This window comes from Tenacibaculum sp. M1.3A, from assembly GCF_057732375.1.
The window spans coordinates 213,070-234,565 of record NZ_JBYJEF010000005.1 but is presented as its reverse complement, the minus strand read 5'-3'; the positions used below and the strand labels follow the sequence as shown (position 1 = coordinate 234,565).

Genomic DNA, 21,496 nt, shown 5'->3' with positions numbered 1-21,496 from the left:
GTCCAGTTTTTGTAAGCACTTATTATAGTAAATACAAATTTTGGACAGGTTTATAATTAGACAAACACTCTTTAGTTCTTAACTCCATTTTCAGAAAAAACATTTACATCATCATTGAATAGTTTTTCAACATCAGGTGCTTCTTCTGGAGTAAAAACCCATCTACTTGTTAATATGATTTCTTCTCCTGTTTCTTTAATCACATACTCATAAGGCTCTACTTCTTGTTTAACAATGCTACCTTTCATTTGAGTTCCTATAAGTGCTTTACAAGTAACCTCATCAAATGTAGAGCTTATTGTAGCTTTTTTTGCTGTAGCATAAAACTGTTTAGTTGTTTTACTTATTACCATTTCTATACCTCCTTGTAACTCTAACAAGTAGAATTTAGAACCATCATCTTTACTACACTCTTTGTAGTTTACAATCTGTACCATAATTTGTTTTTTTTGAGTTGATTAATAAATTGACTTTAGAAAAAATCTAGACCTATAAAAACAACTGTCATCTTGTTTTTACATATACAGGTTAAAAAATATTTTCTACTAAGAAACACCCCGGGGCATTTCAAAATCAAGAATAAGTGGGGGTGGTTTGGTGAGAGAGGTTCATAAGTAGAGAAGTTAATATCCAGATTTTTTTATAAAAAAATTGCTAGGAAAATCATAAACCTTCTTACATAGTCAGTCTTAAAAAAATGTAATTATATACAATTAGTAATAGTAAAGCATTAGTATCCCCAATCATTATGAACAATTGGCAAATTATTTAGTTCATCTCTATGTAATCTCCATTTAGGCATGAACTCATCCATGTGAGATATAAATTTATCTGTATGGTTTCTTTCAAGTAGATGCACTAATTCATGTACTATTATATACTCTAAACAAATAGAAGGTTTTTTAGCTAATTCTAGGTTTAACCAAATCCTTTTTGAATCTACATTACAAGACCCCCATTTAGTTTTCATTTGCCTTACACCCCAATCACTTGCTTTTACACCTATTATACTTTCCCATTTAGTAATTAAGTCTGGTACTTGAGCTTTTAACTGTTTTCTGTACCAATCTTTAAAGGTATTAGCTTTACTTTCTTTAGAAGCTGTTTCTTTTGTAAGTAATAACAGTTTCCCTCCATCAATACTTACTTTATTATAACCAGAATGGAAGATTACATCTAACAAATATCTTTTTCCTTTAAAGTAGTGGCTCTCTCCTGAAACATAATCTCTTACTGTTTCTCTAGCTTGATTTTCAAAAGATTTAATATTTTTTTTAAGCCATGGCAACTTAGAAATAGCAAACAACCTTAACACTTCAAAATCTGTTTTTAAAGGTGCTGCTAATCTTACCCTACCATTGGGAGGATATACTGCTAAATGCATGTTTTTGATATCTTTCCTAACTATATCAACATCTATATTAGCTATACTAAATGATGTAAGATTAGTACTCATTATTAGCCTTTATTATTTTCAAAAGTTCTTCTGTCCCTTCTTCATCTTTCACTAAAGAGTTAATAGCTATTTTAAGTTTCTTTAGTTTTAAAGGATGGTCTCTCCAACCATCTAGAGCTTGTGCTTTTATAACACTATCTAAAGCTATAGCTAATACTTCATTATTTTTAAGATTATCATATAAAGCTCTCTTTTCAGAGCTATCTATACTATCAGGGTAATTGGTAGCTTCTTCTGGTTTAGTAATTTGAATAGCTAATTCTTTAATTTTTAACAAGTATTCTTGATAACTTATAGATTCTTCTTTACGCTGTCTTATCAATTCATCTAATAAAGCAGACATTTTTTCGTAGTATTTGGGATTAGCTTGAGACTCTTCAATTATTACTTTTCTAACATTATTGTCAATAGTTTCTGCTACAGCTTCTTTTGATTTAGCTCTTTTACCATCTTCATTAGGTTTATTAATATTAACTATTAAATCTACTAATGTTTGGTTTTCAAAATCTGATATTTTTTTACTGCTTTTAGCATCAAGATACATATCCATTAACTGACGCATACCTGCTTCATATAACTTGAAATTTAGACTATCACCACTAGCTTGCTTAACAGTATCTCTTAAATCTGCATAAAAATCTACTTCAGATTTTATTTTATTTGCCTCTAGTTGTGTATAACCTGCCTTAATCATTTCATTTGCAAGATTAGCAAAAGACCTAATTAAGCCTGAGGTAGCTTTGTACAAAACTACCCTTAATTCCTGTGTTCTTTGCAAATCATCTTTAACCTCTGTGTTTCCACAAAAATATTTAATATAACCAGGTTCATTTTTAGGATAAACTGGCTCACAAATAGCTCTTATAGCTTCTAAAGATGTTTCTAATCTATCTTTACTTACTTCAAATCTATCTTTTAACAAACCAGACACATCTTCTTCATCATACTTATCAAAAGCATCAGATGTATAATCACCTATTGAATCTTCAATGCTATCAAATAAATCCTTATAATCAATAATATACCCATAATCTTTATCTACTGTATGAACTCTATTAACCCTACATAAGGCTTGAAATAAACCATGATCTTGCATTTTCTTATCTATATAAAGATAAGTTGCTGAAGGAGCATCAAAACCTGTTAAAAGTTTATCTACTACAATTAGTAGTTTCATCCTTCCTGGTTCATTTATAAATAGAGACTTAGCCTCAGATTCAAAAGTTTCAGCATCTTTACCATTAAGCATTTTTTTATACACCTCATACTTCAATGCTTTTTCTGTAATTGTGCCCTCTCCTGTAGTTTCTCCTTTTACATCAGCTATATGTGGTTGGTAGCTTGTAATAATTGCACACTCTTTAAAGCCTGCATTTTGAAACAATTCATAGTATTTACATGCTTGATAAATACTACCTGAAACCAACATAGCATTACCTGTATTATTAGCTAATCTTGGTTTTACTTTAAAATCTTTTATGATATCAAAAACAATTTTTTCTAGTCTAGATTTTGAACCTAGCACTTTTTGCATAGTTCCCCATCTTTTCTTTAGCTCTATTTTAGCTACATCTGTTAAACCACTAGTTTCTGCATCAAACCATTCATCTATACTTTGCTGGTCTGTAATAAACTGTTCTACATCTCTAGCTTCATACAATAAATCTAGTACCACACCATCTGCAACAGCTTCATCAAACTTATAAGGAAGTCCAATATATGGTCCAAAAATCTCTATACTTTTTTGTTTATCTTTTTTTAATAGTGGAGTTCCTGTAAAACCAATAAATAATGCTTCTGGAAGAATTACTTTCATTGCATCATGTAACTTACCTGATTGAGTTCTATGACACTCATCTACAAAAACAAAAATATTTCCTTTTGCTTTAAAGTCTGAACCTAAACTTGCTTTCAGTTCATCTATATAACTATCAAAATCTCCCTCTTCACTTGTTCTTCCAAACTTATGTACTAAACTTGAAATTAAGCTATGTCTTTTAGAGTTTAGAGTACTAATTAAATCTTTACCACTTTTTGTTCTATAAATAGGTTCTTCTACACCTTTAAACAACCCTTCTATTTGTGAATCTAACTCTTCCCTATCTGTAATTATTAAAACCCTGCTATCTTTTATGTTTTCTCTTACCCATTTAGTAAGCCATATCATTGTTAGTGATTTACCAGAACCTTGTGTATGCCATAAGATACCCCCTTGCTCTGTTAATACATTTGTTTGTGCTGCTTTAATACCAAAAAACTGATTAGGTCTACATAGTTTTTTTACTCCCTTATCAAATATCACAAAATCATAAATAAGCTCTAGTATTCTTTCTTTATTACAAAGTTGTAGTATGTGCTTATCTAAAACATAATCAAACTCAGCAGAACTATCTTCTTTCCATTTTAAAAAATACTTAGCACTAGTACCTATAGTACCATAACGCAATCCTTGTGTATCATTACCTGCAAGTACTAATTGCATTGTGGTAAAAAAGTTAGGAATAAAATTATCTGACTGATTGTCTAAATTCTGTAAAATTCCTTCTTCAATACCTATCTTACTCCTCTTTAATTCTAATATTCCTAAAGCAATACCATTTATATAAATTACAATATCAGGTCTTTTAGTATTCTCTTTCCCTTTTACTGTAACTTCTTCTGCAATAGCAAAATTGTTTTTGTTGTAATTCTTCCAATTTACAAAGTGAATAGTTTCTTTAGGTTTCCCTAATTCTTCTGCAACAGTAACACCATAGCGCAATAAACTGTACACAGCTTTATTTGCTTCATATAAGCCATTAGAAAGGTTAGTTGCTACATTTACTAACTTTGTTATTGCTTTTTTTGCTACCTTAACAGAATAACCCTGTTCTGTAGTTAAAAAGCTTAAAAGTATATTTTCTTCTATAGGTGATTTACGCACTTCTTTTTCCCAGTTACCTAAATAAGTATAACCTAGTGTTTCTTGAAAAAAATTAACTATTCTATCTTGTGTGGCTCTTTCTGATTTTCCTATAGCATTCATGCAATTATTTTTTTTGTGCTTTTAAAAAGAATCTCTCTAAAAAAAGCTCTTCTTGTTCTTTTATTGATTTTTTATCTGTAACTATCAGCTCAATGCCATCTACAGAATATTTAATCTCATCTTCTTCTAATCCAAAAATACTATTTGATGTATTATTAAAAGCTACATCTGTTGTATATTCTTTAGATAAAGGGTAGATTAAACCACCAGATATTACATTAAACTTTTTACTATAATAATTAATATAAGTATGTATTTGAAAAAAATCTGTTCTATCATAATCATAGTATTCAAATTTCATTCTTTTATATTTAGCATCCCATACCAACATATCATTGCCTTTTTGAAATACAATATCTGGAATTAACTTTCTCTTAAAATATTTTTGGTGATAAGTTTGAATAACATCAGATCTAAACTCCCACCCATGGGGTGCTAACTTTTTCTTTATAATATTAATTAGATATAACTCCCATATTTCAGCAATATCTAAAAAGAAACTTACCCCTTTTGTCCTATCATTTTTATTGCTGCCAAAATTTTTCTTTTTTATAATATCCCAAGACAAATCTACTATAGGTTTAAAAGACTTATAAATATTCTTGTAAACAATATTTTTATATTCATTTTCTGACAAATACCCTTTAGTTATACTTGAAGTAAACAATTGCTCTAAAGCATTATTAGCAGCCTTAGATGGCTTAACCTGAGCCAAACCATATTCTTGTCTTAAAATATCATAGGCTGTTTTTAATACTTTATAAATAGGCTCATTAGCTGTTTTTTCCCAATAATTACTAACCACAATATTTTCTGTATGTAGAGGTAAAATAGAAGCCCTAACATTTAGCCTTCCTCTTATCTTAGCTCCTTTATAAGTATACTTTTTATTAGTTCTTGGTAAACCATGCTTATTAGCTTTAGAAAGCATATTTAACCATAAAAATGCTATAATCCTTTTTAAAAGAAATTGAATATTATTTTGATTGGTTATTTTTTGGCTAGACTCACTAAACCTAATATTAAAGACCTCTTCTAACATATGGAACAGTTGCGTATTTCCAAACCTAGGAGTTATCTCTATTTTGTAATTTTTATCTTCATAACTAAAAAAAGCTTCACCAACATATCTACCTGCGTACCATTTACTATCCAAGTAATTAAAACTTATAATTGGTGACTCATCAATCTTCTTTTCTTTTGAGGTATTAAAATGAAATATATTACTTTGTTTTTGAGTAGATATAAAGTATTGAATAGCATTACCATGCCCCTCTTGATGTATGAAAGGGCTACAATCTTTTGCTGTTAATAAAATAGTTTTATTACTCATTTATTTGGTTAGTAAAATAGCATTAAGCTCTTTTAAAATTATATCACTTTGCTCTGGCTCCATATTACCTAAAAAAGATTTAAGCATTGGCTCTATAGATATAGCCCATAAAATAGATACGGGTCCTTTAGCTCTGTATAATTGCTTTTGCAAAGACTTATAACCTCCTATCTCTTTATAACTTTTATAGATATCTACAATTTCTCCAAAAAAAGTGTGCCCTAATTGGTATTCCTTTCCTAATTCAGGTATCTCTGATATTCTTTTATTTAACTTTACTACATTACCTACAAACATTTTTACATCATCCTCTAACTTCAACTTAGTAGATAAAGCTTCATTCTTGTATCTAATGATTTCATTTAAAACACCTTCATTAAAGCCATAAAAGAACCATAAAAACCTTCTTTGTAAAGCAAAATCAATCTGTTCCAATGAAAAATCAATTTCATTCATTGTTCCTATTACATAAAGATTCCTTGGTATGGATAGTTCTAATCCACCAACACCTAACTTAATAAGTATTTCTCTGTTTTCAAGAGCTGAGAAAACCTCTCCAAAAAGCCTAGATAAATCAACACGGTTTATTTCATCTAATATTAATACATGTGGTGTATCTTCCTCTGGTTTACTTCCTTTATCTTTTTCTGCTAATTCACAAATAGAGAATAATAAACCTTTTGTAGCTTTTGATTCATTTTCTTTAAGTTGATATCCTGCCACAAAATCTTCATAGGTATAGTTTGGGTGTAGTTGTAAATGATGTATTTTACCTTCTGAGGGGTCTAAATCATTTTTAAAATAACTTAAAACATTAGCTTTATCTTTTAAATAAGAGTTGTTAATAAGTGCTTTAGCTAACCTTTTTGCTGAATATGTTTTACTTGTTCCTGGTGGTCCATGAAGAATAATTGCTTTTTTATATTGCAGCCCCTGTACCTCATCAAACCCTTCCTCTAACAAAGAATAATTCCAGACCTTCACATACCTGTTCTCATAAAAATCTAAGTTTTTATTACCTGTTAGCTCACTTAGTATCTCTCTTATTTTTAATATTTTTTTATCTAAATTAAGACCTTCTCCATCTGTTAGTAGAGTTTTAAAAGACTGTACTATTTGGTTTTTATGTGTATCTGAAGCTATTCTTTCATATGCATCTGGATTTGATACATAAGTTAAAATATTGCTCATTGACAACTTGTTTTCTGGAATTTTATCTTTTAAAGAGTCTGGAATAGAGTAACCTTCTACTTCTTCTTCATACTTTTTAAATAAACAGATATACTCCATCCAATGTTTTACCTCATCAACTGTAGTTATTTCGTTGTTCTGTATTTTACTTTTAAGAAATTGGATAATCTGTAGGTTAAAACATATCTCAAAATACTTATTATTTGTATGCCATTGTCCTGCACTTCCAAAACCTTCATTTGGATAAATATCATCTATTAACTCTATATCTGATAAGCCTGTAGTACGCCTAGTATAATGTTTCTTTTTATTTTTACTAATATCATTTACAGCAAAAGACCACAACCATTCAGCATGTGCAAATACTAGCTTTGAATTTAAACTAGCATCTTTAAATTGAAGTTCTATCTTTTGATCAAAGTTTTGTGCTCCCTCATCAAAGTTCTCTACAAAACATTTTATACATTCACTAATTGTATTTACATTTAGTATGTCTTCATGATTTGATAGAATACTGTTATTTTTAAAAAGAAAAACATTTACAAATTTTTCATATGAATTGTAAATATCTTCTGCGTGGACTTGTCTCATAGTAATTCTTTTTTATTTTTTCTATTTATAGCAAAGGCTACAAGCCTTTAAATTGTAATCTTCTAAAAATATCTCTTCAAAAGTACTTGAATTATAATTATATGTCCATTTAAAGAAATCACTTAACAATTGCATTGCTTCCCCTTTTAAGCTCAAGTGAAAACTCCAAAACTCCTTTAATCTTTCTATTTTAAAATTATCTATAAAAGAATAGCTAACTTCTCGTAAGTATCCTTTTTCTATACTTTCATTAATATAACTTACAATAGCTTCATTATCTCTTCTTACTAAATAATCATATTTAGATAAATTTTGCAGAGTTTTACTATTACAAGTATAATCTCTCTGTTTTATTAATTCTGAAATTTTCTCTAAAAAAATATTATGGTTAAATGATTTTTTTGTATGCTTTATCTCTTTGGTTTTCTTTTCAACATACCATTGAAATTGACCTTTATCTGATTGACTAATAATAATTTTATCAACATCAGATTTATCAGCAAAGGTTGAATTAAAATCTCTAGTTAAAATTCTATCATTAATTTCTCCTAACTCATATCTCTCTACAGTATAATTTTTTATTTTAAACCAATTTCTAATCTCTTCTACCAATCTTTTGTGCTTATCTGGATTTTCTTTTTCTAACCTTACAATAGACTCTGGTATAAAAAAGTTTCTAAACCCTTTATGCAAAGCTTCACAACTACCATCTTTATGGTATTTAACTTTACCTTTGATAGACATTATATAATTTAAATTGTCTGCTCTTTCAGGAACTTTTTTATAAACAGGTACAAATCTTTCATCACCACTTAACAATACTTTTTCTGCAAATAATTTTTTTAATTCTAACTGATTAAAAAAATAATACAGATAGTCATTATCATATATATTAGTTTTAAAAAATTGTTTATCAATTTTATCTACATCTTCTATTTCTACTCTTTGTATTAATTGTTTGTACGAATAACCTGTTAAAAATGCCATTTTTTTTTTTACATCATAGTTATTAACTACCATGTAATTATTAATCTTTCTTCTTTTTATTTCTTGTATTATCTATAAAGAACAGTAACTATAGCTTGAGCAGATTATTTACTTATAAGTTTTTTATTATTACTTCCCTTAATGAGTAATAATAAATCACTCTATTTCTTTTCATACTCCTTAAATAAATTATCTCCTTTTTTTAAATAAAACGACACATAACCATCATCCTTAATCTCCTCCTCCCATAGTCTTCTTATAATCAAACTATTTTTATAATAAAAGTTCATTCCTACAAACCAAGCCTCCCAGACATCTTTACCTATTCTACCTTTTTTGTGCCAATAATATTCTTCTGCACATAGATTGAAAAAATCCATTATTGTTTTGTATTGAATAATATACTTTTCTTTAATAAAGCTTATTTCATAATTTTCTAGTAAGTGTCCGTTTTTCGCAAGATCATTTAATACCTCATTTAACTCATCATACTTTTTATTAAAATTTTCAAACAAGCCTTTTTCAAACTCATGTTTTTGCAACTCAAAAGCATTTTTGTGTTGTTGTTTTGCTAATTTTACTGAGTTTTTATGATGATAAATAGATAACAAAAAACCCACTACACCTAAAACTAATGAAGCTATTACAGCACTAAAATCTTTTAATATTTCCATTATACCAACCTAGTTTCACCTGTTAATAGCTCTTGTGCTAACCCTTTTTTTAATTGTATGTATTTTTCTTTTTTAATTTCTAAAGCATCTATTTCCTTATCCATATCACTTAAAACAGTTGCTATCGCTTGTTGTTCTTCTATATCTAAAGGGAGATGAAAAATTATAGGATTAATATCACTTGGATGGATATGAGGTTGAGCTCCACCTGTCTGCTTTTTGTAGATTCTATCTTGAATTAATTTCAAGTAGTTATAAATAAATCTTATATCATACTTAGTTGACTCACTAATTGTAGAACAATCTGAAGCAAAAATATCATATTGATGAAATGAAACATAACCTGCATTAGCTCCAGAACCACTAATTGTAATTGTCCTTCCTGTTCTGTTTGCTGTATTATGATAATATGCAGGTTTTTTTCCTCCTGCAATAACAGGTACATTACCTTTTACTCTTGTACTACCTGTTATTAATTGTCCTTTCTTAACATCACAAACCTCTCCCAAACTTTTCTCCACCCACTCACCAGAAAAACTAGGTAATCTTTTACCTCCTTTATTTGGTGGAGTAAGCAACTCTTGCATAGCTCCTTTTTTAATAGCTTTCTTTTTTGCTATTACATTTTCTAAACCTTGTATTAAGTTATCTGTATCTGTAAGAACTTTTGCTATTGCTTCTTGTTCTTTTAGAGTTGGAGGTATTGGGATTTTAATTGACTCTAATCCTTTGGCATAAATATGTACTACTGTATCTCCTTGTCCATTTAAAGATTTTTGATAATTAACTATATCTGAATTTGATAAATATCCTAAAAAAACTGAATTAACATCTTTTGCTCTTAGGATAACAATATCTCCACCTGCGTAACAGTCATCTCTCAAAACTACAGCTGATTTTCCTATATCCTCCCTTGTCTCTCCAGAACCTGCAAATAAAACATCTCCATATCTAAGCTTTATACTTTCTTTAGATACTTCCTCCGTAATGAATGAAAAAGTATTCTTTATCACATTATTATACAAAGTGTATAACTCACCATACCTTACACAAGGAATTCCATCATTTACAACTTCATCTTTCCTTATTCCTTTTCCTTTGAAAAATCTTCCTATATCTCCTAAGTTGGCAACACTCCAATCATTTGGAATTAAACCAATCTCTGTTTGTTTATAACCTTTTGCTATCATAGTAAACCCATTTTTTGTAAATGAGTATTTACTTCACTTTCTAAATCTGTAACTGTAGTATCTAGTTGTGTAAGTGTTTTGCTATATCTTTCAGCTAGAGTTTTTATAGTAGTTGTTAAACTTTGAGATATACTTTCTACTTCTGTTTGTAAAGCATTTTGTAAATATGCTAACCATTTATGGTGTACTACTAAATTCTGTACCTCATCATCAGTTAACTCAGCATACTTTTTTAACAACAAAGTATCTAAGTTTGTTTCTGCTGTTTTAATACCTTTTTTAAGCTTAGTGTCTTTAGTATATCCACTTAAAACTTCATTAGCTAAAACTACAGCTTCTTTTTCTGTACTATCTCCTTTATTTTTCTTTATAAAAGCAGTTATTATAGCTTTGGTAAAAGCTCCTTTATCATTTGTAGCATCTTCTAGTAAGCCACCTTCTACTGCATGCTCCTCTTGTAAACTTAAAATAGTAGCAACAGTGTTTTCTAATTGGTTTTGTAGCTCTTGTAACTGTTCTTTCTCTGTACTTAAACAGGTATCTATTACTAAGCTTTTAGGTAGTAAATCACAAGTCCAACCTTTATCTACCTCAACACCTTTTTTATTTTTCTCTGTAATACGTTTTACTGTAGCTTTCCAACCATCTTCCACTACTAAATACACATCATCTTTTAAAGTGCTTTCCCAATAATCCATTAGGTGTTGGTATATCTTATAATTATCTACCAATGGTTTGTTTTGATATGCCTTTAGTAAACCTTCTGATAATTCATGTATAAAAACCTTTGGAGCTGTAGTTTCTTTAATACTCTCTAACAATCCTTTAGCTTGTAGCTGCCAAGTACTAAAGACTTGCTTTAACTGATTATTGTAATCAATAAACTCAGGATGCGTATATATACTTTCCTTTATAATCTCTTCAGCTATATTAAGCTTACTATAGTTTGTTCTTAATTCACTAAACAAGGTAGTTTTTAAGTTTGGATAAACCTCCCAATACTCATTAAGAGCTTCAATATCTCTATTTGGTATTCCTCCTTTTAAATGCGCAGTAAGATCTTGTATTTCTTCTACTTCTTGCGTGTCTATATATCTTGGTATATTAAGATTAAAGTCATTAGCTTCTATTTCTGTAAAAGGTACAAAACGTGCATATTTACTTTGTTCTGCTTGCTCATTAAAAGTATCTACTATGTTATGTATATCTTGTTCTCTTAACTTATTTTTATTACCATCTTTAATAAAACCTTTACTAGCATCTATTATAAAAATACCTTGTTTTTCTTTAGGTAATTGCTCTTGTAGTGTAGCATTTTCTTTATCTATTACTATAATACTTGCAGGTATACCAGTACCATAAAACAAGTTAGCAGGTAAACCTATAATACCTTTTATAAGTTTTCTTTCTAATAGGTTTTTTCTTATTTGTGCTTCTGCATTACCTCTAAATAATACTCCATGAGGTAATATAATGGCTCCTTTACCTGTACTTTTTAATGAAGCTATAATATGCAGTAAAAAAGCATAATCTCCATTTTTATCTGGTGGTACACCATAGCCTCTAAACCTATTAAATTCATCATTTAATACATCTATACCTTTGTTCCAACTTTTTACAGAAAAAGGAGGGTTGGCTACTACAAAATCAAACCTTCTTAAGCTACCATCTTTTTCTTTAAACTGAGGGTTTGCTAAAGTATTTCCTGATGCTATTTCTGCAGTAGGACTACCATGCAACCACATATTCATTATTGATAAACTTTTGGTGGCTATGTCTTTTTCTTGTCCATAAATAGTTAATCCATTTTTAGACTCTCCAGCTACTTTTAAGAGCAATGAACCCGAGCCACATGTTGGGTCATATACAGAATAAGATGGTGTATCTGCCTTATCTACCTGAATTATCTTAGCTAATATTCTAGATACCTCAGCAGGTGTATAAAACTGCCCTTTACTTTTACCTGATTCACTTGCAAAGTGCCTCATTAAAAACTCGTAAGCATCTCCTAAAATATCATCATCTTCTGCTCTGTTGTTTTTAAAATTTAAACCAGGGTTTTCAAATACAGCAATTAGATTACTTAAAGTTTCTACCTTGTCTTTACCACTACCTAACTTATCATCATCATTAAAATCTACAAGCTCCATGGTTCCTTCTAAACCATTAGCTTCAAATAGAGGTCTTAAAATAGTTTTGTTAATCTGGTCTCCAATATCAGGTGTTCCTTTAAGGTTTACCATATCTTCAAAAGAAGCTCCCTTAGGTACTTCTATTAAACTACCTGATTTATTACCGTATTTATCTGATACATACTTTACAAATAATAAAGTAAGTACATAATCTTTATATTGTGAGGCATCCATACCACCTCTTAACTCATTACAACTTGCCCATAATGAGCTATACAGTTCTGATTTCTTTATAGCCATTGCTTGATTTTGATTACTTGTAAAAATAGAAATTAAAATGGTTTTATGTTTCCTATTCTACTTTTTTCTAAAAAAAATACCCAACTTCTAAATAAATAGAAACTGGGTATTAAGTTATAGTTTTATAAAAATCTTAAGAATCTATTTCATCACCTAATTCTTCAACTAATAGTTTTGCAATAGAATAAGGAAAAACATCTGTGAAATTATAAAATTCTTTACCTCCCAATTGTTCTTTTTGAATTCTTAACAATGTACTAATATCTAACGGAGAACCTTCGTTTGTACACTTTGCTATATCTTTTTTTCTATACTTCAATCCTTTGGAAAGTCTTTTCTTATAGACATTAATGTTTTCTACTAAATCTAACTCTTCATCTTTTGCTAAGAAAAGAGCTTTGAAAATTTCAATATATTCATCATAATATACTATTCTAACTCCTTTAAACCTATCATTAAATAGAATTCTCAACCAATTATTTAGTGTGTCAAGATCAACCCCAAACTCATTTGCTATGTTAGTTTTATTAGTTGAAAAAAGTTTCTTTTTAACAGCCTCTTTCTCTAATTTACTAATACCTAATGCATCATAAAAAACTTCTTTTATAGTTTCTTTATTTTCAAGATAAAATTCATCAAATATATTCCAATGCTCATTTGGAATTTTACCTACAAGTTCCTTTAGCTTTTCATTTGACAAAGCCTTTACCATATCAACAACACCAGATGCTTCTACTAAGTCTTCAATTAGTAATTTAAAGAAATACATTAAGGAGAAATTTTCCTCCAAGAATAAATCTATACTTTCTTCAGTTTCTAGACTAGCTCTATTATTATGCAAAAACTTAACTAACTCTTCTTCATCACCTTCGAAATAAAGTTTAGCCATCAATTCACTATCAAAATTTATAAAAGAATTACTTTCTAAAACTTTTTTTTCTAAAACTTTAAATACTTTTTCAAACATTTCATAAATATAAAAAAAGCTATCCATTTCTTAAATTAATAGCCTTATTAATACTTCTAATTATTTCCCTTGATAGTTAGAGTTATTAGGATTTAATTGATTAGATGTATTATTCAAACTACTTTGATAAGCATAGTTTGTTCCACTAGTTCCTGAATTTGAATTACTAATGTCTGCATTGTGATTTCTTGTACTCATTTTTAATGATTTTTAGATTAATATGAGTCAAATTTAGAACAGTAAAAACAATCAATACCAAATTATCCGAGATAACAAAAAACACCCTAACATTTAAGTAGGGTGCTATCATCAACTCAAAAACCAATGATAATCTCCATTACCATTGAGTGCTTTAGTTAAACTTTGAGTAAATTCAAAAACATTTGAACTTCTAGCTAAAAAAGTATCTATATAACTACTCTTATTAGCAGAAGTAAATAAGTTATATACATTCCAAAGATTAATACTTCCATCTTCATTTTTACAAAACCTTTCATCTTGATAATAATCTTTTGCAATAGAAGATACATGCCCATCACTTAATTGAAAGCAAGGAATATTTTTCTTTTCTTCCTTTGATAGGTATTGATACAACCTCATCCTTCCTAATAACTGAGCAAATTGATGTTCTGTTAAACTGTACCTGGTTAACTCTTTTAAGCTTTGTAGATGCTGTTCTGCTTGATACTGCTGTAAAATATTAATAATCTTATTTTGTAACTCTTCATATGAACTTACTCGCATTTCTTCTACATATCCATCTGAGCTAACACATAAATTGCAACATACTTGGTTTTGAAATCCAACAAAAAATTTAAACTTCTCTATAGTTTTTTTACTGTATAAATTTTCTTGATTATAAGACCTTACTCCTCCTAGAGTTAAGGAAAGTACATTTCCATTAATTACATCAGTAATACTAGGAATTTTCATTATGAAAGCCATTCTTTCATAATAAGTAGTTTTCTCATGCTCTAATAGTTCTTTAGCAGCCTTATGAATAGCAGAAGGTGTTCTTCCTTTAATTTGATGTGATATTCTAATTTCAGGTTGTGTAACAGCGTAATTAGGGAAAACTACAGCTACAGCACTCTGTACAACTTCAATAAATTCTTGATGACTAATAGTCCTTTCATTATCTTTGGAAAAGACAGGTATAATACATTTATCTTTTAAATGAGAAAGACTAACACTTTCAGTATTAGCCTCTATAAATGGTGATTTATTTTTACTACTTACGATATCATTATACTCTATTATGCTAGTAGTTTTTTGAATATCTATATTTTTCCTAGTGGGTATGAGCTGTAGTTCCATTGGTGCTAAAGTTTTGTGGGTTAATTAATTTTTCTAATTGTTCTTTTTTACTAGTGAATTGGGATTGTAGAATTTGTTGATACTTTGGATTATCATTATACAACTCAGTTAATCCTGATACTGATAAAGAATTATTAATTTTATGTATCATTTCTTTAACTGTAAGAGGCATGGTATTACACCATTTCAATAATCTCTCACCTATTTTATCTGTAATTACAAACTCTGGTTTATTCATAAACAAACCTGTTCTATCCTTACTAGCTTTTACTAAATGCCTATCATTCACTAATTCAAAATTTACAGTCAATTCATATTCAAAACCTTCTCTTGTAATTTCTTTAGTTCCGTGTTTTACAACTTTAGTTCTGCCATTTCCTACTGAATCTAAAGAATAATCTACTTTTCTACGGGTAGTAGTTATAATATGACAACTAGATTGTAATATCTTATCTACAAATGCTTGATGTCTTGGTGTTACTTTAGCCCAGTCCTGAAATCTCCCTCCTAATTGTTCTTGAATTTGTAAACAGCCTCCTGTACCATTCCATTCATGACTCATAGAATCTATAATAATCACTTCCATTTCAGAGTTTTCACATAATTTAATAGCCTCTATATATCTTTCAGGACTATAAGGTGCTTGTAGGTCTACAACATTAAAACCACCTAAATCTGAATACAGACTAGCTGATGAATTTTCAGTATCTATCACTGCTATCTTTGACCAGTCTTGTGTCATTCCATAAGCTAATAATAAAGCTGAATGAGTTTTTCCAAATCCTGATGCTCCTGATATACCTAATCTGAGCTTTACATTTTTTCTTTTACTTTGTTTTAATTGCATAATATTTATATTTAAAATTGTTAATATTTATCTGACAGATTTTACATTTATTTAAGGCATAGTTTTTGACAGAATAAATCAACTGTTATAAAATTCACTAGCCAGTTCTTTAATTAAGAACAGCTTACCTAGTTATAGGTAACTCACTCAACAAGAGTGGGAAATGAATAAATGTTCATTAGTGGTAAAGGCTTCTTTAAACCACTCAAACAGTCCAAGCAACTCAAGTGATGAAGCCACACTTGGAAATACGAGTTGCAGAGTGCCAAGTTCTTTGACATTATATGTTCCAATAAAAATTAATATTGATGAGATATTAGAACAACATCCTCCTGATTTCAAACATCATAAGGACCATTTTGTGTATATACTACATTTAATAACATCTTTACAGTCTAAAAAAAGAGACAACATTGATGATTATGATGGCTTTACACCTATAAATGGTCAAGTTTTACAAAGGAGAAATCACGAGTATAAAAAATACATCAAATACCTATTAGATAGAGAAATAATTATCTGTGATGAGTTTTATATTCCTAAAAAAAAGTCTTTAGGATATAAAGTTTCTAGAAGATATCAATCTGAGATTAGAATTATTGAAATTACAAAAAGAACCCTCATAAAAAGTATTATTAATAATAGAGATTATAATAAAGGAAAAACAGATGAGTTACTTTTTCTAAAACAATGGTTTAACTCCAGTCTTAAAATTGATATCATTTCAGCTAAAAGATATTTAAGAGCTGAATACCAAAAAGACAGAAAAGTTAGTTCACAAAATCCTAAAAGTACTCCTATAATAAAATATAATGCTAGATTACTTCCTGCATTAAACACACACACGCAAAATCACAGTTTTCATATAGACAATAAAGGCTACAGATTACACACAAACCTAACTCAGACAAAAACAGAATTAAGGAAGTTTATTAGTTATGAAGGTAAAAAACTATATGCAGTAGACATTAAAAACTCACAACCATTTTTATCCATAGCTCTATTAGATAAAGCTATTTTTCTAAAGAATAACATACAGGATAAAATCATAAATCCAAATCTTATTAATCATAATAGATACCCTATTATGCTAGTAGATTTGATTAATGAAATAGAAAATAAACCTGATGTTATTGAATTTAAAAAAATGGTTGGAAGTGGGAAATTCTATGAGGAATTTGGTGAAATTTTAATTAATGAGAAGATTGTAGAAGTTGATGAAAATTGTAATGTAAGAGCAATAGCTAAAGAAATTACATTTTCTACATTTTTTAGTCCTAACACTTCTATTTCTTTTAGACCTGCTATTAGAGCTTTTAAAGCAAGATTCCCTAATGTTTATAGGGTTTTCAAGTTAATAAAAATAGGCAGAAAGAAACACAATTCTTTAGCCATAGCATTACAAAGGTTAGAAGCAGAGTTGGTATTAGATAAAGCTTGTAAAATCATTAATAGATTAAAACCAAATGTTCCTTTATACACATTGCATGATTCTATCATTACAACAGGAGAAAATGTTCTTTTTATTAAACTTATAATGACTAAAGTACTTAAAAAGCAAATTGGTGTAACTCCCAATTTAAAAATTGAGCCTTGGGTTTAATTATCAAAATGAGGCAGAGGTTTTTTACCTCTGCTTTTTTATTTTATTATTTAGTAAATAAATTTCATCACTAACTTTCTTCTTTACAACTTTTGCATAATGCTCTTGGGTTATTGCTACTTTAGAATGCCCTAGTAATTCAGATACAATCTCTATTGGAACACCATTATAAAGCAATACAGTAGTTGCAAAAGTTTTTCTTGCTGTATGATGGGTTAACTTCTTTTCTATCTCTAAAATCTCAGCTATCTCTCTTAAATATGAATTAAATCTTTGGTTAGATATTTTAGGCAATTCATTATCATATTTTTCTAAAATAGCTTTAGCTTTTGGAAGTAATGGAACTGATATTTTACCATCAGTTTTTTGCCTATACATTTCAATCCACTCATTACCATCAAACCCAATTTTAATGTATTTAGTTGTCAAAGTTGACATCTCTTGATATGCTAAGCCTGTATAGCAACAAAACACAAATAAATCTTTTACTTTTTGTAATCTTAATTGATTAAATTCATGTTTTTCAAATTTATCTAACTCTTCAACTGACAAATAAATAATTTTAGTTTTATACTTCTTATTCTTGTATAAATTAAAAGGGTCTCGTTGTAAATAATTTTCAGCAATAGCAAAGTGCACTATCTTTTTTACTCTCTGCATACTTCTATAAATAGTGGCTTGTTTTAAATTCAATTCCGTTTTAAAATAATATTCTAAATCCTTAATAAATTTTAAATCCAAGTCTTTCAACTTAACATCTTTCTTCTTATAAAATTTAGTAATAAAATTTGATACCTTTCTCCTACTCTCTACATACCTACTCCATGATAATTCATTAAAGTCTACACCTATTAGCTTTTTAGTTTTCTCGTTATGCAAGTCATAAGCTCCTAAAATTGTTATTTCTGTTTTAACATCTTCACCTTTATACTTCCTATAAATATCATCTACATCAAAATTTTCTGATGAAATTTGAAGTAATAAAAAAGCCTCATTAATCTTCTGACTAATAAGGCTCATTTGAGTATTCAAAATATTATTATCTTTATTATAAGGAAAAGCTTTCTGCTCTTTACTTTTCCATTTATCTGGATTTATAAAAAGACCTGTTGAAAATTGTCTCCTTGTTTTTAAAAAAGTTAGCCTACATTTTATAGGGCACTGATTCTTTTTATTCAATTTTACCTTATCAAGATAAAAAAGAACACTTAGTTTAAATTGATTCATAGTCTATTTTTGTTTTTGGGGTACTTTTTTGGAAAGTGGGGTACTTTTAGAATACCTAAAAAGGTATACTTTTATAAAATACTAGCATAGTATAGAAACACAAAGAAAGATTATGAAACAAGCTACAAGCATTATAAAATATAAGAAAACAAAAAAGCCTCACTATTTCTAGTGAAGCTTTAAGTGAGCCCTGGAGGATTCGAACCTCCGACCGCCTCCTTAGAAGGGAGGTGCTCTATCCAGCTGAGCTAAGAGCCCGTAGTTTTTATCTTTCTACGAAAACAGTGTCGGGGTGGCAGGATTCGAACCTGCGACCTCCTCGTCCCAAACGAGGCGCGATGACCGGGCTACGCTACACCCCGAGTGCAATTTAATTGCGGAGAGACAGGGACTCGAACCCTGGCGACAGTTACCCGTCGACAGATTAGCAATCTGCTCCATTACCACTCTGGCACCTCTCCTTGAATTTCAAACTACTTAATAAATAAGAGTTTTAAATTGCGAGTGCAAATATACAACGACTTAACAGCTTTCACAAGTCTTTTTGAAAAAAAATTATACTAATCTGGGTACTCAACTCGTAAGTGATAGATACTCATTAACTTATTCTTTATAATTTTTTTTATTTTTTCTATTTCTCTAAAGGTAATATCTGAATTTATGAACTGATTATCGTTTTTTTGCTTATCAATAATCTTATCTATTAAATTATCTATTGATTGTGCTGTTGGATTCTTTAAACTTTTAGAAGCTGCTTCAGCTGCATCACACATCATTAAAATAGCTGTTTCTTTAGAAAAAGGAATTGGCCCTTGGTATTGGAACTTTTTTATATCTACTTCTTCTTCTAAATTATTTTTTAATTCTTGCTTATAAAAGTAATAAGTAACATTTGTTCCGTGGTGTGTTCTAATAAAATCTATTATTCTGTCTGGTAGTTTGTTTTTCTTTGCTATTTCTATTCCTTTTATAACATGGTCTAGAATTATTCGAGCACTATCTTTTGGCAATAATTCGTTGTGAGGATTTACACCTGTCGATTGGTTTTCTGTAAAATACATCGGGTTTGCCATTTTACCAATATCATGATACAATGCTCCTGTTCTTACAAGCATTGAATTAGCTCCTATCTCGTTTGCTGCAGCTTCTGCTAAGTTTGCCACTTGCATTGAGTGCTGAAAGGTTCCTGGTGCTTTTTCATTTAAATCTCTTAATAATTTCGAATTAGTGTTTGACAACTCTAATAAAGTAACATCTGAAACCAAACCAAATAACTTTTCGTAAAAATAAATAAAGAATACTGCCAAGAAAGACAATAATCCGTTTGCGGCAAACAAACCAAAATATAACCAATTAATTTTATCCGCATTTCCTTCTTTTAATATTGAAAATGCAAAATAAGTAACCATATAGATTAGAGTAATTTGCCCTATCGACACAAATAAACTTGCTCTTTTATACAGCTCAGAAACAGTTAATATCGTTACAATACCTGCTATAATATGCAAGTAAATAAACTCGAAACTATTGGGCACTATAAAACCTAATAATAAAACCGTTAAAACATGGGTAAATAATCCTAGCCTTGCATCAAAAAAAGCTTTTAAGACTATTGGCAATATACTTAAGGGCACAACATATAAATATTCAGAATTGTATTTAACCACCAATGTTTGCACAAAAATCATTAAAAAAACATTGAAGAAAATAAAGGTTACTTTATTGTTGTCGTTAAAAATCTCAAATCTATATTTCTGTAAAAAAAGCAATAACATTAACAATGCTAAGGCTACTAAAATTGTATATCCAAAAACAATCCAATAGTAATTAGATTTTGTCCAAAGTTGCGAACTTGAAGCTGTTTCATAAGATTTTAAAACATTAAATTTCCTTCCCTCAACAATATCTCCTTTTAAGATTATTAATTCTCCTTTAGAAACTTTTCCTTTTACATGTGATATACTCCTTAAAGCTTCATTTAACTCCTTACTACTATATTTGGTATCGAAAATAACATTAGGCTTAAGACTTTCTGATAAAAGGTTTAAAAGTATATTTTGATTATTTACATCAACTTTTTTTGTATTTTCTGAAATAAACTTAAGCACATCTTTTGATTGTACTAACATTGAAAAAGAAATATCATCTATAGAGTTTCCTTTACGGAGTATTATAAGCTCCCCTGGATTACCTCTATTTACACTTCCATCATCTAGGAAGCCATATTTATATATTTTTTTAATAATAAATTCACCTTCTTTTTTTAAAGTACTTAAATCTTTAATTGATAAAGAATCCAAAAGAGCTATTTTAGCACCAAAAGAATTTAAAACCTGTGTTTCTATCGCTTCGTTATAAACAAAATATTTTTTAATATTTGATCTAATCTCACGAGTTTCCGTATCAATTTCTTTTGCTGTTTTTTGAATTGCAAAATCAAATGGAGCATAAAAATTATCATACTGCCAAGGCTTTCCTTGCGGATAATCATATTTAAATTGTCCTCCTTTAGGAAACAGATATACAATTGATACAACTGCAATTAGAAATAATAATACTTTATAAATAATAGCATTATTCTTATATAACTTATTAATGAAATCGTTCATTTTATATGTTTAAAAATGTAAATATAACCTTTCTCTATTATTTGAGT

16 protein-coding genes and 3 tRNA genes are annotated in these 21,496 nt (G+C 29.0%); 1 reads left to right on the top strand and 18 read right to left on the bottom strand.

The genetic code is table 11. From position 1 onward, the window contains the following. Positions 1-71: 71 nt before the first annotated feature. The 13 genes from AC28QF_RS09900 to AC28QF_RS09840 form a co-directional block, all read right to left on the bottom strand. Positions 72-437: a hypothetical protein gene (locus AC28QF_RS09900; RefSeq protein ID WP_488201502.1), complete on the bottom strand. Its 366-nt coding sequence runs from the start codon at positions 435-437 to the stop codon at positions 72-74. Positions 438-730: 293 nt separating this feature from the next. Beyond that, positions 731-1,456, bottom strand: a complete 726-nt coding sequence (locus AC28QF_RS09895; RefSeq protein WP_488201503.1) for a M48 family metallopeptidase — start codon at positions 1,454-1,456, stop codon at positions 731-733. Next, a complete protein-coding gene (locus AC28QF_RS09890; RefSeq protein WP_488201504.1) occupies positions 1,446-4,481 on the bottom strand; it encodes a type I restriction endonuclease subunit R in 3,036 nt (1,011 codons plus the stop codon). Before AC28QF_RS09890 ends, AC28QF_RS09895 begins: the two co-directional genes overlap by 11 nt. Before the next feature lie 4 nt (positions 4,482-4,485). Beyond that, positions 4,486-5,814, bottom strand: coding sequence for a 5-methylcytosine restriction system specificity protein McrC (locus AC28QF_RS09885; RefSeq protein ID WP_488201505.1), 1,329 nt, complete (start codon positions 5,812-5,814; stop codon positions 4,486-4,488). After that, a complete protein-coding gene (locus AC28QF_RS09880; RefSeq protein WP_488201506.1) occupies positions 5,815-7,596 on the bottom strand; it encodes an McrB family protein in 1,782 nt (593 codons plus the stop codon). It lies immediately after the preceding gene. Between the two features lie 21 nt (positions 7,597-7,617). After that, positions 7,618-8,583, bottom strand: a complete 966-nt coding sequence (locus AC28QF_RS09875) for a hypothetical protein (RefSeq protein WP_488201507.1) — start codon at positions 8,581-8,583, stop codon at positions 7,618-7,620. 161 nt (positions 8,584-8,744) lie between these two features. Then, a complete protein-coding gene (locus tag AC28QF_RS09870; RefSeq protein WP_488201508.1) occupies positions 8,745-9,257 on the bottom strand; it encodes a hypothetical protein in 513 nt (170 codons plus the stop codon). Further along, positions 9,257-10,447 (bottom strand): restriction endonuclease subunit S, encoded by a 1,191-nt coding sequence (locus AC28QF_RS09865; RefSeq protein WP_488201509.1) that lies wholly within the window; start codon positions 10,445-10,447, stop codon positions 9,257-9,259. Before AC28QF_RS09865 ends, AC28QF_RS09870 begins: the two co-directional genes overlap by 1 nt. Further along, on the bottom strand, positions 10,444-12,879 hold the full coding sequence (locus AC28QF_RS09860) for a type I restriction-modification system subunit M (protein WP_488201510.1): 2,436 nt from the start codon (positions 12,877-12,879) through the stop codon (positions 10,444-10,446). Before AC28QF_RS09860 ends, AC28QF_RS09865 begins: the two co-directional genes overlap by 4 nt. A 133-nt stretch (positions 12,880-13,012) precedes the next feature. Continuing rightward, on the bottom strand, positions 13,013-13,846 hold the full coding sequence (locus AC28QF_RS09855; RefSeq protein WP_488201511.1) for a hypothetical protein: 834 nt from the start codon (positions 13,844-13,846) through the stop codon (positions 13,013-13,015). A 60-nt stretch (positions 13,847-13,906) separates the two neighbouring features. Further along, positions 13,907-14,044, bottom strand: a complete 138-nt coding sequence (locus AC28QF_RS09850; RefSeq protein ID WP_488201512.1) for a hypothetical protein — start codon at positions 14,042-14,044, stop codon at positions 13,907-13,909. A gap of 111 nt (positions 14,045-14,155) precedes the next feature. Further along, a complete protein-coding gene (locus AC28QF_RS09845; protein ID WP_488201513.1) occupies positions 14,156-15,163 on the bottom strand; it encodes a DUF3871 family protein in 1,008 nt (335 codons plus the stop codon). After that, positions 15,138-16,010 (bottom strand): AAA family ATPase, encoded by an 873-nt coding sequence (locus AC28QF_RS09840; protein WP_488201514.1) that lies wholly within the window; start codon positions 16,008-16,010, stop codon positions 15,138-15,140. The genes AC28QF_RS09845 and AC28QF_RS09840 overlap by 26 nt, the downstream gene beginning before the upstream one ends. A gap of 163 nt (positions 16,011-16,173) precedes the next feature. Between AC28QF_RS09840 and AC28QF_RS09835 the strand changes: the two genes are divergently transcribed. Then, positions 16,174-17,613 (top strand): hypothetical protein, encoded by a 1,440-nt coding sequence (locus tag AC28QF_RS09835; protein WP_488201515.1) that lies wholly within the window; start codon positions 16,174-16,176, stop codon positions 17,611-17,613. A 24-nt stretch (positions 17,614-17,637) separates the two neighbouring features. On the opposite strand, the gene AC28QF_RS09830 is transcribed toward AC28QF_RS09835, so the two are convergent. The 5 genes from AC28QF_RS09830 to AC28QF_RS09810 form a co-directional block, all read right to left on the bottom strand. After that, entirely contained in the window at positions 17,638-18,840 is a 1,203-nt protein-coding gene (locus tag AC28QF_RS09830) for a site-specific integrase (protein ID WP_488201516.1), read from the bottom strand. Positions 18,841-19,024: 184 nt separating this feature from the next. After that, a tRNA-Arg gene (locus AC28QF_RS09825) sits at positions 19,025-19,098 on the bottom strand. Between the two features lie 29 nt (positions 19,099-19,127). Continuing rightward, positions 19,128-19,202, bottom strand: a tRNA-Pro gene (locus AC28QF_RS09820). Positions 19,203-19,217: 15 nt separating this feature from the next. Further along, positions 19,218-19,301 (bottom strand) — tRNA-Ser (locus AC28QF_RS09815). A 99-nt stretch (positions 19,302-19,400) separates the two neighbouring features. Continuing rightward, positions 19,401-21,449: an HD family phosphohydrolase gene (locus AC28QF_RS09810; protein WP_488201517.1), complete on the bottom strand. Its 2,049-nt coding sequence runs from the start codon at positions 21,447-21,449 to the stop codon at positions 19,401-19,403. Between the last annotated feature and the right edge of the window lie 47 nt (positions 21,450-21,496).

Coding starts and splice junctions, on each gene's coding strand:
- AC28QF_RS09900 (WP_488201502.1), bottom strand. CDS start 437: ATGGTACAGATTGTAAACTACAAAGAGTGTAGTAAAGATGATGGTTCT.
- AC28QF_RS09895 (WP_488201503.1), bottom strand. CDS start 1,456: ATGAGTACTAATCTTACATCATTTAGTATAGCTAATATAGATGTTGAT.
- AC28QF_RS09890 (WP_488201504.1), bottom strand. CDS start 4,481: ATGAATGCTATAGGAAAATCAGAAAGAGCCACACAAGATAGAATAGTT.
- AC28QF_RS09885 (WP_488201505.1), bottom strand. CDS start 5,814: ATGAGTAATAAAACTATTTTATTAACAGCAAAAGATTGTAGCCCTTTC.
- AC28QF_RS09880 (WP_488201506.1), bottom strand. CDS start 7,596: ATGAGACAAGTCCACGCAGAAGATATTTACAATTCATATGAAAAATTT.
- AC28QF_RS09875 (WP_488201507.1), bottom strand. CDS start 8,583: ATGGCATTTTTAACAGGTTATTCGTACAAACAATTAATACAAAGAGTA.
- AC28QF_RS09870 (WP_488201508.1), bottom strand. CDS start 9,257: ATGGAAATATTAAAAGATTTTAGTGCTGTAATAGCTTCATTAGTTTTA.
- AC28QF_RS09865 (WP_488201509.1), bottom strand. CDS start 10,447: ATGATAGCAAAAGGTTATAAACAAACAGAGATTGGTTTAATTCCAAAT.
- AC28QF_RS09860 (WP_488201510.1), bottom strand. CDS start 12,879: ATGGCTATAAAGAAATCAGAACTGTATAGCTCATTATGGGCAAGTTGT.
- AC28QF_RS09855 (WP_488201511.1), bottom strand. CDS start 13,846: ATGTTTGAAAAAGTATTTAAAGTTTTAGAAAAAAAAGTTTTAGAAAGT.
- AC28QF_RS09850 (WP_488201512.1), bottom strand. CDS start 14,044: ATGAGTACAAGAAATCACAATGCAGACATTAGTAATTCAAATTCAGGA.
- AC28QF_RS09845 (WP_488201513.1), bottom strand. CDS start 15,163: ATGGAACTACAGCTCATACCCACTAGGAAAAATATAGATATTCAAAAA.
- AC28QF_RS09840 (WP_488201514.1), bottom strand. CDS start 16,010: ATGCAATTAAAACAAAGTAAAAGAAAAAATGTAAAGCTCAGATTAGGT.
- AC28QF_RS09835 (WP_488201515.1), top strand. CDS start 16,174: ATGAATAAATGTTCATTAGTGGTAAAGGCTTCTTTAAACCACTCAAAC.
- AC28QF_RS09830 (WP_488201516.1), bottom strand. CDS start 18,840: ATGAATCAATTTAAACTAAGTGTTCTTTTTTATCTTGATAAGGTAAAA.
- AC28QF_RS09810 (WP_488201517.1), bottom strand. CDS start 21,449: ATGAACGATTTCATTAATAAGTTATATAAGAATAATGCTATTATTTAT.